The 14,389-nt window shown below is 32.1% G+C and carries 13 protein-coding genes; 11 read left to right on the top strand and 2 right to left on the bottom strand.

What is annotated here, in order from left to right:
• The first annotated feature begins 50 nt into the window (after positions 1–50).
• From AAH949_RS01120 to ilvD, 11 genes are all read left to right on the top strand, one after another.
• Positions 51–374 (top strand): hypothetical protein, encoded by a 324-nt coding sequence (locus AAH949_RS01120; RefSeq protein WP_348518719.1) that lies wholly within the window; start codon positions 51–53, stop codon positions 372–374.
• 8 nt (positions 375–382) lie between these two features.
• Positions 383–2,308 carry a flagellar hook-length control protein FliK gene (locus tag AAH949_RS01115; protein ID WP_348518718.1) on the top strand — a complete coding sequence of 642 codons (1,926 nt, stop codon included), beginning with the start codon at positions 383–385 and terminating at the stop codon, positions 2,306–2,308.
• A 53-nt stretch (positions 2,309–2,361) separates the two neighbouring features.
• Positions 2,362–3,231 carry a flagellar basal body rod modification protein gene (locus tag AAH949_RS01110; RefSeq protein WP_348518717.1) on the top strand — a complete coding sequence of 290 codons (870 nt, stop codon included), beginning with the start codon at positions 2,362–2,364 and terminating at the stop codon, positions 3,229–3,231.
• An 11-nt stretch (positions 3,232–3,242) separates the two neighbouring features.
• Complete coding sequence (locus AAH949_RS01105; RefSeq protein WP_348518716.1) at positions 3,243–4,874, top strand: flagellar hook-basal body complex protein; 1,632 nt, start codon at positions 3,243–3,245, stop codon at positions 4,872–4,874.
• 88 nt (positions 4,875–4,962) lie between these two features.
• Complete coding sequence (locus AAH949_RS01100; protein ID WP_134237539.1) at positions 4,963–5,454, top strand: hypothetical protein; 492 nt, start codon at positions 4,963–4,965, stop codon at positions 5,452–5,454.
• Positions 5,454–6,017 (top strand): ribonuclease HII, encoded by a 564-nt coding sequence (locus AAH949_RS01095; RefSeq protein WP_134237538.1) that lies wholly within the window; start codon positions 5,454–5,456, stop codon positions 6,015–6,017. The genes AAH949_RS01100 and AAH949_RS01095 overlap by 1 nt, the downstream gene beginning before the upstream one ends.
• A 116-nt stretch (positions 6,018–6,133) precedes the next feature.
• The gene (argC, locus tag AAH949_RS01090; RefSeq protein ID WP_348518715.1) at positions 6,134–7,174 is read left to right on the top strand and encodes an N-acetyl-gamma-glutamyl-phosphate reductase; all 1,041 of its coding nucleotides are present in this window, start codon (positions 6,134–6,136) and stop codon (positions 7,172–7,174) included.
• 19 nt (positions 7,175–7,193) lie between these two features.
• On the top strand, positions 7,194–7,640 hold the full coding sequence (locus AAH949_RS01085) for an N-acetyltransferase (RefSeq protein WP_134237536.1): 447 nt from the start codon (positions 7,194–7,196) through the stop codon (positions 7,638–7,640).
• 6 nt (positions 7,641–7,646) lie between these two features.
• Positions 7,647–8,489, top strand: a complete 843-nt coding sequence (gene argB / locus AAH949_RS01080) for an acetylglutamate kinase (RefSeq protein ID WP_134237535.1) — start codon at positions 7,647–7,649, stop codon at positions 8,487–8,489.
• A gap of 13 nt (positions 8,490–8,502) precedes the next feature.
• Positions 8,503–9,696, top strand: coding sequence for an aspartate aminotransferase family protein (locus AAH949_RS01075; RefSeq protein ID WP_134237534.1), 1,194 nt, complete (start codon positions 8,503–8,505; stop codon positions 9,694–9,696).
• The gene (ilvD, locus tag AAH949_RS01070) at positions 9,686–11,362 is read left to right on the top strand and encodes a dihydroxy-acid dehydratase (protein ID WP_348518714.1); all 1,677 of its coding nucleotides are present in this window, start codon (positions 9,686–9,688) and stop codon (positions 11,360–11,362) included. Before AAH949_RS01075 ends, ilvD begins: the two co-directional genes overlap by 11 nt.
• Before the next feature lie 7 nt (positions 11,363–11,369).
• Here the strand turns inward: ilvD and AAH949_RS01065 are convergent, their stop codons facing one another.
• Both AAH949_RS01065 and AAH949_RS01060 read right to left on the bottom strand, forming a co-directional pair.
• Positions 11,370–12,665 (bottom strand): hypothetical protein, encoded by a 1,296-nt coding sequence (locus tag AAH949_RS01065; protein WP_348518713.1) that lies wholly within the window; start codon positions 12,663–12,665, stop codon positions 11,370–11,372.
• A 43-nt stretch (positions 12,666–12,708) separates the two neighbouring features.
• Entirely contained in the window at positions 12,709–14,370 is a 1,662-nt protein-coding gene (locus tag AAH949_RS01060; RefSeq protein ID WP_348518712.1) for a 4Fe-4S dicluster domain-containing protein, read from the bottom strand.
• Between the last annotated feature and the right edge of the window lie 19 nt (positions 14,371–14,389).

Below are 14,389 nucleotides of genomic sequence, written 5' to 3'. Positions count from 1 at the left end.
ATTTTGCTTTTATACTCGTAGATTAACTTCAAAAACAAAAAGGAGTCAAAATGTCTAAGCCTTTACAAGAAGAAATTTTTAAGGAACAAAGTTTAATACAAGAAAGCAAATTTGCAGAACCTTTAATGCAAATTTTGTCTTTATTAGAAATTCTTAAATCTAACACAAATGAAAAAATGGCAAGAATTTCGAGCGAATTAAGCGAAATTTTATCCGATGAAGGCGAGTTTGAAAAAATTCAAAAGGCAAAAAATTTAGAAGAATTATTACAAATTATAGAAAAATTTAATTTTTCACAAATGTTAAAAATTTATGATTTAAATTCATTAAGAATGAATTTTCCACTTTTAGCCAAACAAAATTTCCTAGCTTAGGAGAAAAAATGTCAGGACTTAATTCCCAAAATGATATTTTAAATCTTGCTCCTACAAAAAGTCAAACAAAGCAAAATAAAGGTGCGAATTTAAAAGACGATGACAAACAAGAATTTTTGAGCTCTTTAATACAAGCTATAGATGAAAAAAATGAAATTTTACCTCAAAAATTAAATAATGAACAAAAGCAAGAACTTGCAAATGAAGTTTTTAAACAATTACAAAATGGGACTTTAAGTCAAGATGATCAAATTTCGATTTTTGAATCGGCTAATTTTATGCAAATTTTAGGCTTATTAGACGCATTAAAAATGGATTCCAAAGCCATTAATTTAAACCAATTTTCCCAAAAAACCAAGCAAATTTTAAGCATAGAGAAAAATTTAAATGTTTTAAAAAACGCTAAAGATTTAAACGAGCTTTTAGACTTGGCTAAAAAACTTGATTTAAATATAGAAAAAATTAAAGTTGATCGCTTAGTTGAATTAAAAAACACTTTTCCAAATTTAGACAAAGCGGGATTTTTTAACAACAATATAGAAAGTGTTTTAAAAGATTTTATCAACCAAAAAATCGCCAATCTTATCAAAGAAATTCCACAAAAAAATCAAGATTCTTTTGCAAAAAAGCCACAGAAAGAAAACATACTTTCTAAAGCTTTGCAAGATATAAACTTAAAACAAAAAGCTCAAGATGATAAAGAAAACGATGCAACACTTTTAAATCAAAAAGATAAAATAATAAGTGCTGATAAACAAAATCATTTAGAAAATTCAAAAAAAAATAATTTAAATAATTTGCCAAAAGAAAGTGTACAAGAGCAAAAAAACAAAATTTTTTTAAAAAATGAGGCGGATTTAAAAATTCAACAGACCACACACAAAGATATAGAAAAAAACATTCAAAACACAAAAAAGAATGAAAATGAAATTCTAACTCTAAATTCTGATAAGTTTCATAAAATGCAAAGTGTGAATAAAAAAGAAGAAAATTTACCTAAAAATACGACAGAAATTTTAAATAAAAATGAAATTTTCAAAAATTCAGAAGATATACAAGAAAATATTTCAAAAAATAAAGACAATATTTTAAAAGAAAATATTTTGGAAAATCCTACTAAAAATTTAAAAAATACAAATCAAGAAATACCACAAAATGCAAAAAATATCGTTAAAGATTTAAAAGATCTTGAAACAAAAACAAATTCCTTAAACAATACAAAAAATGATACAAATGCCAACAAAACACACACAATAAATGAAAAAAATCCTATTTCGCCTTTGCAAGAATTTTTCAAAAGCGAACAAAGAGAAAATAAAAACACACAAAATCAAAACATAAATCATACGTTAAACAATACAAATTCCACAATTCAAAATATCCAAACCAAACAAAATTCAAATCAAACTTTAGATTTTACCCAGCAAGAAAAAAATACTGATTTAAAAAATGAAAACAATAATACCAAAGACCTACAAAACGATGCCTTTCACAATGAATTAAATAACACCTTAAAAGAACTCTCAAAAGTGAGTCAAAATCAAATTAAAAATCCTATCAAAGAAACTTTTTCACATTTTAGCGAGGATTTAAAAGAACAAATTCAAAACTATAAAGCACCCATTACAAAAGTAAATATAACGCTCAATCCTTCAAATTTAGGTGAAGTAGAAGTTACTTTGATGCAAAGAGGTAATAATTTACATATTAATTTTAATTCCAATACCAACACCATGAATTTATTTATCCAACACCAAGCAGAATTTAAAAATTCTCTTGTAAATATGGGTTTTACTGGACTTGAAATGAATTTTAGCGATCAAGGCAAAAAAGAACAAAACGGACAGCAAAAAAGTAAACATTCATACAAAAATGATTTTGAAATTGACAAGCAAGATAAAGAATTAGAGCTTGTTTTGGCAAAATATTTTTAATTGGAACATTTTTTGCTTTTTTATTAAAAAAGACATTAAAAAAGGAGTTTTAAATGGCAGTAGGGGCGGTAAATAATTCATCAAGCGATTTACTTAATAGCTTAAATAACCAAAATCAAAACACAAAAGCAACAAGTAACACAGACACCGTTGTGCAAAATAACAATGGTATAGTCAGCAATCCTGGTGCAGAACTTGACAAAGACGCGTTTTTGCAATTACTTCTTGTAGAACTTCAACACCAAGATCCAACTGATCCTATGGATACAGATAAAATGCTTACTCAAACTTCTCAGCTTGCAGCACTTGAAATGCAACAAAATACAAATACCACAATGCAGGCTATGGTTGCAACCATGGAAAAACTCAATGCTTCAATTGGTTCAGGTATGAGTATGCAAGTTTTAGCAGCTGTTGGAAAATTAGCTTCAGTTGAAAATAATTATGTTGAACTTAAAACAGCCGATGAAGTTGTATATCTTAAAATGTATCTTCCTGAAAAACCAAAAGAAGGCGAGGCAGTTGAGTTTAAAATTTATGATGAAAATAATAACTTAGTAAAAACTTTAACTGTTGATAAAGGTTTAGATAAAGGTCTTTATAATCTTGCTTGGGATGGTAGAAATGATAATGGTGCTTTTGCTGGGGCTGGAAAATACACAATTAAAGCAGAATACACTAACGAAAGTGGCGGGACTTCAAAAACAAGCTATGGTTCTTATCCTATCGAGGCAATTAAATTTATTGATGGGGTGCCTTATGCAAAAATGGGGGGACAATATGTATTATTTGATGATATTGCTGAAATCATTGATCCTAGTATCCCAAGTAGTGGAGATCCTGAAGATCCAGAAGATCCTGAAGATCCTGAAAAACCAGATAATGGTTTACCTGAAAAGCCGGAAGAAAAACCTGAAGAATAAAGGATTAAACCATGATGCAGTCTTTTTATAACGGAGTTGGCGGGATTACTTCCCAAAATTTTGGTATTGATTTAACAGCAAATAATATTGCTAATGTTAATACTGTGGGTTTTAAATATTCCAATTCAGAATTTAGAGATGTATTTTATTCCACTGTTACTTCTCAATCAACCAATCCTGCACAATCTGGTGGAGGAGTTGGAGCACAATCAAGTAAAATTGTCTTTTCTCAAGGCACACCTGTGGCAAGTGAAGGAGAATTTGATGTGGCTTTACTTGGAAAAGGTTTTTTTGGAGTTATGGGAAGTGAAGGGGTACCTTATTACACAAGAAACGGTGCTTTTTACCGTGATGCAAATAACCATCTTGTTGATGGCTATGGCAACTATGTGCTTGGCACAATGAGCCCTTATTTTACTGAAATTCCACTTAGTGATAGAGTATCAAATGAATTTGGTAAAGATAATAATGGCAATCCTATAAAAAATGGTTATACTATTTCTTCAGGAATTTTTGATTTAGGTGGAGTTAATGCTCAAGGACCTATTAGTGTACCTAAAAATTTATATCTTCCGCCTGTTGTTACGCAAAATATCAAATGGAGTGGAAATTTAGACACAGGTACAAAAACTAGCATTGTAAATGTAGATTTAGATCCTAAAGATATCACTCTGACAAAAAATGAAGATGGCACCATCACTTTAAGTGGAAAAGTGGATCAAAAAGACATTTATAGTGCTAAAGAAGGAGATAGGGTTGTATTCACCTTAACTGATGCAAATGGGGTAAAAAAAGATTTTGAAGCAACTTTAGATGAAAATTTAAATTTTAAAAGCAATGATTTGGACATCGCAGGATTTGATGCCAATAGCCTTAGCATAAATTCTGCTTTCTTAGCAACAGAGCAAGAACAATCTTCCACTCAAACATTAAAAGCAGAAATTTACAACGCCGATGGCAGTAAAAGTTGGCTTGAAATAAAACTTGATAGAGTCTTACCTCAAGTAGGAGATAATATCGAATATAAAGCTACCGCACAAGTTTATGATATGAATGGTAACGCCATAGGAGAAGAAAGCGGAGGAAGTTTAGTTTTTAACAAAAATGGTGCATTATTACAAAATAATATAAAAAGTATTCCAAATCCAAACGGTGGCAGTATTAATATAGACTTAGGAAGCACACTAGATCCTAGCAAACCTGGTTCAGGATATGATGGCTTACATATTTTAAAAGACAAAGAAAGCAGTATTGTAACCAAAACAGATGGTTTTCCCGAGGGTTTTTTTGACAATTACACCATAGGTACAGATGGATCTTTAATTGCACATTTTTCTAATGGCAGAAATGGAGTTGTAGGTAAAATAGCTCTTTATAATTTCATCAATGAAGAGGGTTTGATGGCCATGGGAAATAACTTATTTGCCGCGAGTGCAAATAGCGGAGATGCGTATTTTGTTGTCAATAATGGCAATATTACTCCAACGGCAGACTTTAAACACGGCTTTTTGGAGCAATCTAATGTCGAGCTATCTACAGAATTAACCAATCTTATCACCATGCAAAAAGCTTTTGATGCAAGCTCAAAAAGCATCACCACAAGCGATGAGATGATACGAAATGCTATCAATATGAAAAAATAATTTAGGTTTTTCCTAAATTATTTTAAATTCACAAACACTTCACAAGCAAGCTCTACAATAACATAAAACTTTTTACAAAGGAGAAAAGATGAAAGTTAAACTTTTAGTATTAGCACTTGGTAGTGCTTGTGTTTTAAGTGCGGCACCTTTTGAAGGTATGATGAATGAATGCGTAAAAGGCGATAGAGATTGCCCTAATTTTCATCATAAAGGACCAAAAAGAGGTGGAGAATTTAAAGGGAAACATTATAGAATTGATCCTGTGATTTTTGAACGTGCTAGCTTTGAACAAAAACAAGCTCTAGTAAAATCTTACTATCAATTTAAGCTTGAAAGACATAAACAAAACTCTAGCACAAGACAAGAAATTCTTAAACTCGAAGAAAAGCTTGAATTATTAAGAATTGAATTTGATGAGCTCAAAAAAACCAATGCTGATAATGCAAAAATCAACCAAACTCTTGCAAAAATTAACTCCACTCAAGAAGAACTTAGAAAAAGTCATGAAAATTTAAGAAATATGCACTCAAAAGCTCTTGATGAAAAATTTAAAAGAGATAATAAAATCTTAGGTTTTTAATGCAAGAAACTTCTTTAGTAGGGATTGATGAAGCCGGAAGAGGTGCTTTAGCAGGACCACTATTTATGGGGGCTTGTAGGCTTTATAAGCCCCTTGAAAATTTAGCAGATTCTAAAAAACTTAGTGCTTTAAAACGAGAAAAACTCTATAGTCAAATCATACAAAATTCTGATTATTTAATCCTTTCTTTTTCCAACAAGCAAATTGATACTCTAGGGCTTAGTTATTGTTTAAAAACAGGACTTTTAATTATTAAAAAACATTTTAAAAATACTAATTTTTTATACGATGGCAATACTAATTTTGGGGTTTTGGATATAAAAACCCTCATTAAAGCAGATGATAAAATTCAAGAAGTCAGTGCAGCAAGTATTTTAGCTAAAGTCAGTAGAGATGAATTTATGCAAAATATAAACTCTTTATATCCAGCATATGAATTTGCTAAACATAAAGGATATGGTACAAAAACACACATTGAAATTTTGAAAAAATTGGGACCTTGTCCATTGCATCGCACAAGTTTTAAACTCAAAGAAAATTCATCTTTATTTGACGAAATTTAAAAAACTTGCCAAGTTTTACTCACATTTATCCTAGACTGATGAAATTTTGCTCCTTTTAAGCTTTTTTTGTTTTTAAAAGTAATACAATTTATTTTTATCTTTAGCGAGGCTGTGAAATGAAAATAAAAGCAGGTATTTTAGGTGCAACAGGTTATGTGGGAAATGAGCTAGTGCGAATTTTGCTTAATCACCCTAAAGTAGAACTTTGCTATCTTGGTTCAAGAGCTTATGCTAACGAAAATTACTCAAAAATTTATCCCAATACTTTAAAAAATCTTGATTTAAATTGTCAAGATGAAGATATCAAAACTCTAGCTAAAGATTTAGACATTCTCTTTACCGCTACCCCGCAAGGGTTTTGCTCATCGATTATGAATGAGAATTTACTTAAAAATACAAGAGTGATTGACTTAAGTGCAGATTTTCGTTTTAAAGACGCTGCAACTTATGAAAAATGGTATAAAATCGAACATAAGGCTAAAGAATTTTTAGGTGAAGCTGTTTATGGGCTTTGCGAAATTAATAAAAATGAAATTAAAAATGCCAGATTAATAGCCAATCCAGGCTGTTACACCACTTGCTCCATACTGAGCCTTTATCCTTTGGTAAAAGAAAATTTGATTGATTTAAATTCCATCATTATCGATGCAAAAAGTGGCACAAGTGGTGCAGGACGCGCAGAAAAACTAGAAAGTCTTTTTTGTGAAGTCAATGAAAATATCAAAGCTTATGGCATCACCACGCACAGACATACGCCAGAAATCGAAGAACAACTTGGCTACGCAAATAAACAAAACATCACTTTACAATTTACTCCGCATCTAGTGCCTATGCAAAGAGGAATTCTAACTACGGCTTATGCAAAACTTAAAGAAAAACTTGACTATGATGAAATAAAAAAACTCTACGAAAAATACTATCTCGACAAGAAATTTATCAGGCTTTTACCGCCGCAGTCGTATCCGCAGACTCGGTGGGTTAAAGGCAGTAATTTTGCGGATTTTAATTTTATTATCGATGAGAGAACAAATAACATTATCGTTCTTGGAGCCATTGATAATTTAATCAAAGGTGCAGCAGGACAAGCTGTGCAAAATATGAACTTAATGTTTGATTTTGAGGAAGATGAAGGACTTAAGTTTATAGCAATATTATAAAAATTTAAAGGTTTGATAAATGTTAATTCGAGCAATGAAAAAAGAAGACTATAAACAAGTTTATGAGCTTTGGTGTGAAATTAAAGGTTTTGGGATACGCAGCATTGATGATAGCGAAGAAAATATTCATAATTTTTTAGAAAGAAATCCTAATCTTAGTGCAGTAGCCGAAATTGATGGAAAAATCGTTGGAAGCATACTTTGTGGACATGATGGCCGAACAGGTGGATTTTATCATGTATGCGTGGGACAAAACTACCGAAAAAGAGGTATTGCGCACAAAATGACAGAATTTTGTCTTGAAGCTTTAAAAAAGGAAAAAATCAACAAAATAGCACTCATTGCTTTTAAAAGCAATGATTTAGGTAATGAATTTTGGAGTCATTATGGTTTTACTTTAAGAGAAGATGCAAATTATTACGATCTATCCTTAAACGCTTCAAATTCCACGCATTTTAACGAGTAAAAAGCCATGAAAACGAATTTAGAAAAAGCAAATATTTTAATCGAAGCTTTGCCTTATATAAGAAAATTTTCATCGAAAATCATTCTCATTAAATATGGCGGCTCAGCTATGGAAAATGAAGAACTAAAACACTGCGTTATGCAAGATATCGCACTTTTAAAATTGGTAGGTTTAAAGCCTGTTATCGTGCATGGCGGAGGAAAAGACATTTCTAAAATTTGTGAACAACTAGGCATTAAAAGCGAATTTAAAAATGGTTTAAGGGTAAGTGATGAAGCTACCACGAATGTTGCTGAAATGGTACTAAATCGCATTAATAAAGGTCTAGTACAAAATTTGCAACATTTAGGAGTAAAAGCCATTGGAATTTGTGGCAAAGATGGCTCTTTATTAGAATGCGTTAAAAAAGATGAAAATTTAGGCTTTGTCGGAGAAATCAAACGAGTTAATACTCAAATTTTAAAAGAGCTTTTAGAAAAAGATTTTCTACCCATCATCGCACCTATTGGAATGGATGAAAATTTAAACACTTACAATATCAATGCAGATGATGTAGCTTGTGCGGTAGCTAAAGCCTTAAATGCAGAAAAACTTGCTTTTTTAAGCGATATCGAAGGACTTTATAGAAATTATGAAGATAAAAATAGCTTGATTTCAAGAATTTCTGTTAATGAGGCTAAAAATTTACTCTCAAATATTCAAGGTGGAATGCTTGTAAAGCTAAAATCCTGTATTGATGCTTGTGAAAACGGAGTTAAGAAAGTGCATATTTTAGATGGACGCGTTAAGCATTCTTTGTTGCTTGAATTTTTCACCAATGAGGGCATTGGGACGCTAGTAGGCTCTTAAAAAGGAAAATAAAATGGAAATTAAAGATCAAACTCATATCATACAAACTTATAAACGCTTTGATATTGTTTTAGAAAAAGGCGAAGGCGTGTATTTGTATGATGATAAAAATAAACAATACCTAGACTTTTCAAGTGGCATTGGCGTATGTGCCTTAGGCTATAAACACACTAAATTTAATGCAGTCATTAAAGCACAAATTGATAAAATCTTACACACTAGCAATCTTTACTATAATGAAAATATTGCAAAAGCAGCCACAAATTTAGCCAAGGCTTGCGGACTTGATCGCGTTTTTTTTACAAATTCTGGCACAGAAAGCATAGAAGGAGCGATGAAAGCAGCTCGCAAATACGCTTTTTCAAAAGGTAAAAAAGGCGGACATTTTATCGCTTTTAAGCACTCTTTTCACGGACGCACCTTAGGGGCCTTATCACTCACTGCTAATGCAAAGTATCAAAAGCCTTTTAAGCCCTTAATTAGCGGGGTAAAATTTGCAAATTATAATGACTTAGAAAGCGTAAAAAAACTCCTTAGCGAAAAAACTTGCGCTATTATCCTTGAAAGCGTGCAAGGAGAAGGAGGTATCAACCCTGCCTCAAAAGAGTTTTATCAAGCTTTGAGAAAAATTTGTGATGAAAAAGATATTTTATTAATTTCTGATGAAATTCAATGCGGAATGGGAAGAACGGGTAAATTTTTTGCTTATGAACACGCTAATTTAAAGCCTGATGTAATGACCTCTGCAAAGGCTTTAGGATGCGGACTTAGCGTGGGAGCTTTTGCTGTGAGTGAAAAAGTGGCTAAATATTCTTTAGAAGCAGGAGATCATGGCAGCACTTATGGGGGAAATCCTTTAGCCTGTGCGGGCATTAATGCAGTATTTGAAATTTACAAAGAAGAGAAAATTTTAGAAAATGTCAGCAAACTTTCACCTTACTTGGAACAAAAACTTGACTCTATCGCAAAAAAATTCACTTTTTGCAAATCAAGAAAAGGCTTAGGATTTATGCAAGGTTTGGCAGTAGACAAAAGCATTAAAGTCGCTGATGTGATTAAACAATGCCAAAAAAATGGGCTCTTGCTTATAAGCTGCGGAAAAAATGACTTGCGTTTTTTACCGCCTTTAATCATAAAAAAAACCCATATTGATGAAATGGCAGAAAAACTTGAATTCAGTTTAAAGGAAGTGGTTAATGAGAAGTGATGCGATCAAAAAAGGGCATTTAAAAGCACCTAATCGCTCTTTGCTTAGAGCTTGTGGATTGAAAGATGAAGATTTTGATAAACCTTTCATAGGCGTGGCAAATAGTTATATAGACATTATACCAGGGCATTATTTTTTAAATGAATATGCAAAAATCATCAAAGATGAAATTCGCAAAAATGGCTGTGTGCCTTTTGAATTTAATACCATAGGCGTTGATGATGGTATTGCTATGGGGCATGAGGGTATGCTTTACTCATTGCCAAGCCGTGAAATTATCGCAAATTCGGTTGAAAGTGTGATGAATGCACATCAGCTTGATGCTTTAATTTGCATTCCAAATTGCGATAAAATCACCCCTGGTATGCTAATGGGTGCTTTAAGAGTCAATGTGCCAACTATTTTTGTAAGTGGTGGTCCTATGCGTTCGGGCACAACTAAAAAAGGCGAAAAAATAAGTCTTAGTTCTGTTTTTGAAGCTGTGGGTGCATATGAAGCAAAAAAAATTAGCAAAGAAGAATTTAAAGATATAGAATGCTCTGCTTGTCCTAGCGGGGGTTCGTGTTCTGGAATGTTTACTGCAAATTCTATGAATACTTTATGCGAAGCTATGGGTATAGCACTAGAAGGAAATGGTACGATTTTAGCGCTTAGCAAAGAAAGAGAAGAGCTTTTAAGAAAAGCAGCGAAAAGAATTTGCGAAATTGCACTCGATGAAAGATTTAAGATTAGAAACATCATCACGCAAAAAGCCGTGCGAAATGCTATGGTTGTAGATATGGCAATGGGCGGAAGCACTAATACTATTTTGCATATGTTAGCCATTTCAAGAGAAGCAGGAGTGGCGCTTGATATTAAGGATTTAAATTTCATTTCAAGCAAGGTTTCGCACATTGCAAAAATCGCTCCATCTTTAAATACCATTTATATGGATGATATACATAAAGCCGGCGGAGTAAGTGCGGTAATGGCAGAAATTGCAAGCAGAGAGGGGCATATCTTAGAGCTTGATGCACTAATGATTACGGGTGAAAATTTGAGACAAAGACTAAAAAACGCTAAAATCAAAGATGAAAATATCATAAGAAAGCTTGATAATGCTTACTCAAAAGTTGGCGGACTTGCGGTGTTGTTTGGAAATTTAGCCGAGCAAGGTTGTGTGGTAAAAACCGCAGGTATCACAGGAGAAAGGAAATTTAAAGGCAAAGCGGTTTGTTTTAATTCTCAAGATGAAGCCATTAAGGGCATTATCAAAGGCAAGGTTAAAAAAGGCGATGTGTGTGTTATACGCTATGAAGGTCCAAAAGGCGGACCAGGTATGCAAGAAATGCTAAGTCCAACTTCGCTTATAATGGGAATGGGACTTGGTGCTGATGTAGCATTAATCACTGATGGGCGTTTTAGTGGTGCAACAAGGGGTTTAAGCATAGGACATATTTCCCCAGAAGCTGCAGAAGGTGGGTTTATAGGGCTTTTAAAAGATGGTGATGAGATAGAAATCGATGTCGATGCTTATACTATAAATGCAAATTTAAGTAACAAAGAAATTGCAAAACGCAAAAAAGAATTTGTAATACCTAAAAAAGAAGTCAATTCAAGATGGCTTAAAATGTATCAAAAATTAGTTTCAAATGCCAGCAAGGGTGCAGTTTTGGATATGGAGTGAAATTTACTCACTCCTTGATATTATGCTCTTTAGCATAAGCTTGTATCTTCTCTCTTAGACTTTGCGGAAAATTATATCTATATATAGCAGGAATTCTTGGATCAAGGAGCTTATCAAGCTTATGTCTTTTATAATACCATTCTAGTTTTTCAGGGGTAAAATATCTTGGTGCATTAGGATAGCCTTGAGGAGGAGTTAGAGCTGCTAGTTTGGCAGTTAATATCATAGAATCTATTTTTAATTGTGCATCATTCCAGTCATTTGGAATATCATAACCATAAGCATTAATCATACCATTAGAATACCCATCCATATAACGATCAAATTCTCTTCTGCTTTCATAAGTAGAATCTACATCCCTTGGATCTTTTATCTTACCCTCAACCACATCACTTCTTAAGGCTTTATATATATCTCCAAATTCATCATTAGCCAATCTATATTTATTTAAATCAATCACCCAATCTACTCCCATAATCTCATCTATAAAAGGAAGCATACCAAATTCATCAGGTTTTAAAGTCTTAGCTAAGGTTTTAATCTCTTGTTCTCTTAAAGGATTTTTATGCACTCCTACTAAACCACTTCCTACAGCAATATCTGCATAACCATAAATAGCACCTAATAAATTAGGTTTATCTAATATACTACTTCCCCCACTTAATTGTATATAAAGTATAGTAGCTTGGATAAATCTTGCATTAAAACCATTTTGAGACATATCATTAGCTAGATATTTATAATCACCTAGTATTCCTGCTGCCATACCCCATTCATTATGAAATAAACTTGATCTTAGATTATGTTTATTATCATCTACTATTCTATATAATTTTTCATATTTAGGATCTACATTTCCTTTTTCATCTACAGCTCCTATGGCTTCATAAGGTATATCTATAACAACACTTCTTATACCACTTCTTATAACTAAATATTTATATCTTTCTTTTTTAGTTTTTAAAGATTTATAATAAGCTTTTTCTGCTTTAGTCCAAGGAGCTATGCTTCCTTTAATAGGATCTTTTAAATAAATACTTTGCCAATCTTTAAATTCAAGTAAAGTAGAAGCTTGTCCTGTATAAAAGTTAGGATCTAGGTATTGGGGTTGATAATTAATATAAGGAGAGGTTCTTAAAATTCTATCGGCTTCAAACAAAGCTTTAGAATATTCTTGGGTGTATTTGCCTACCTTGCGCCCATCTTTTCTTTTATCAAATATAATTTGATTTGTATTTTTATCAACTTCTAATATAAGTCCATTAGAAGTATAAATCTCGTAAATATCTTTATTATCACTCATTTTTATCCTTTCATCCTATATATAAACCATTTTTATAACAAAATTACCTATTTTTCATTGCTTCTATCATCACTTTTGCCTTACAATCTGCACAGCAATAAAGTGTTTTTAACTTACTTTCATCATTGGCAAACTTAGCTTTCATCAAATTTGCGATTTTTTCTACCGCCTTTTTTGTGGCGAATTCTTTTCCACATTCTATACAAGCAAAAAGATCATCTTTTGCCATGGTTTTATACTCAAAATAATTCGGATTAAATTCCATTCCACTACGCGTAAGTTTTAAAGTGTCTTTTTCGGCACAACTTACTTCGCAATACCCACAAGTCGTGCAAAGCGAAGCATTAAATTTTAAAGCATTTTCTTTAGCATCAGCAATCAACGCACCCACATTACAAGCTCCCACGCAAGAAAGACAAAGCGTGCAAGTGTTTGCATTGATTTGTATTTGTCCATATCTTAGCCATTCTCCGCTTTCTTTTGTGCCAAAATCATCATTTTTAATCAAATTTTGCATCCTTTTAGCAAAATTTTCCCTAGTGCTTAGAGTGTTATTGTGGAATTCAAAACTTAAGCTTCCTATGAATTCTTGCTTTTCTAAAGCCTCTTGTAATTCTTTTTCATCTTTTGCTACAAAAATGGCTTTTTTGTTAAATTTTCTTTCAAAAAAGGTATTCAAAAGCTCTATTGCCTCGCTACTTCCACGCGAAATGAAATCGGTGTAAAAAATCAAATTTGCACCACTGCTTTGCAAAAGAGTTAAAAAATGCATATGAGATAGCCATTTTTCCCCTTCTATCATAAAAGGCAAAACGCTTTTTGGTAAATTGATATTTAAATTTTCTAAAGGCATTTTTTTAGGTATGATTAAAATTTTACCCTCTTTATAAAATTTACAAAGCTCAAAAAAACTTTGTCTTGGCATAGGCGCATAATCAAGCGAACCACTAGGACACACGCTAATGCAACCTCCACAACCCAAGCAATCCACTTGAGAAAATTCCAAATGTTTATTTTCATCATCTTTTAAAATTGCTGTTGTTGGGCAAATCTCGGCACATTTTGCACAATGCTCGCTGCGTCTTTCATGGTATTGACATACGCTAGAATCATAAGTTATATAAGTTTTAAATTTATATTTTGGGCTTTTGCTTTGTAAAAATTCAAGCAAAGCTTCATTATCTTTAAAATTTTTTATATTATAGCAACCACTTTGTCTTGTAAAATCTTTACGAATTGCATTTAAATCAGTGTTAAAAAGTAAAATATCAAAATCAATTTCTACTTCTTCGTTCTCATTTAAAATCACCGCGCAAAGCTCACCTATGCTTCCAAAAACAGCCAAAATTTCTTCATTTTTTAAACTGATGACTTTAAAGCCTTGCTTTTTTAGAAAATCAGCCTTATCTTTACTAGAATCCACTAAAATAATGCGATTTTTCACTTCTTTATCCTGCTCTAAATCAAGCCCCAAATCATAAACACTTGCCCTAGCTTCGTAAAGTTTTAATACATTTTTACTTTTTTCTAAAATTTCATCTTGTGAGTTTTTGAGATAAAAATTAATTTCTGGAGCATAAATGATAGCTTTTTGGCTTTTATCATTAGAAATTAAAACCTCATCATCAATGCTTTTTTCCAAAATTTTAATCTCATCGCTAAGAGGTATAAGAACTTCGTTTTTAATATAAATAAAATCTTGCATTTTTATCCTTCGTTTTTGA

Origin of the sequence: Campylobacter sp. CCS1377 (assembly GCF_040008265.1) — a bacterium.
Taxonomy (GTDB): domain Bacteria; phylum Campylobacterota; class Campylobacteria; order Campylobacterales; family Campylobacteraceae; genus Campylobacter_D.
Note: the sequence above shows the minus strand (reverse complement) of the source record. Positions and strands in the feature narration are given on the sequence as shown.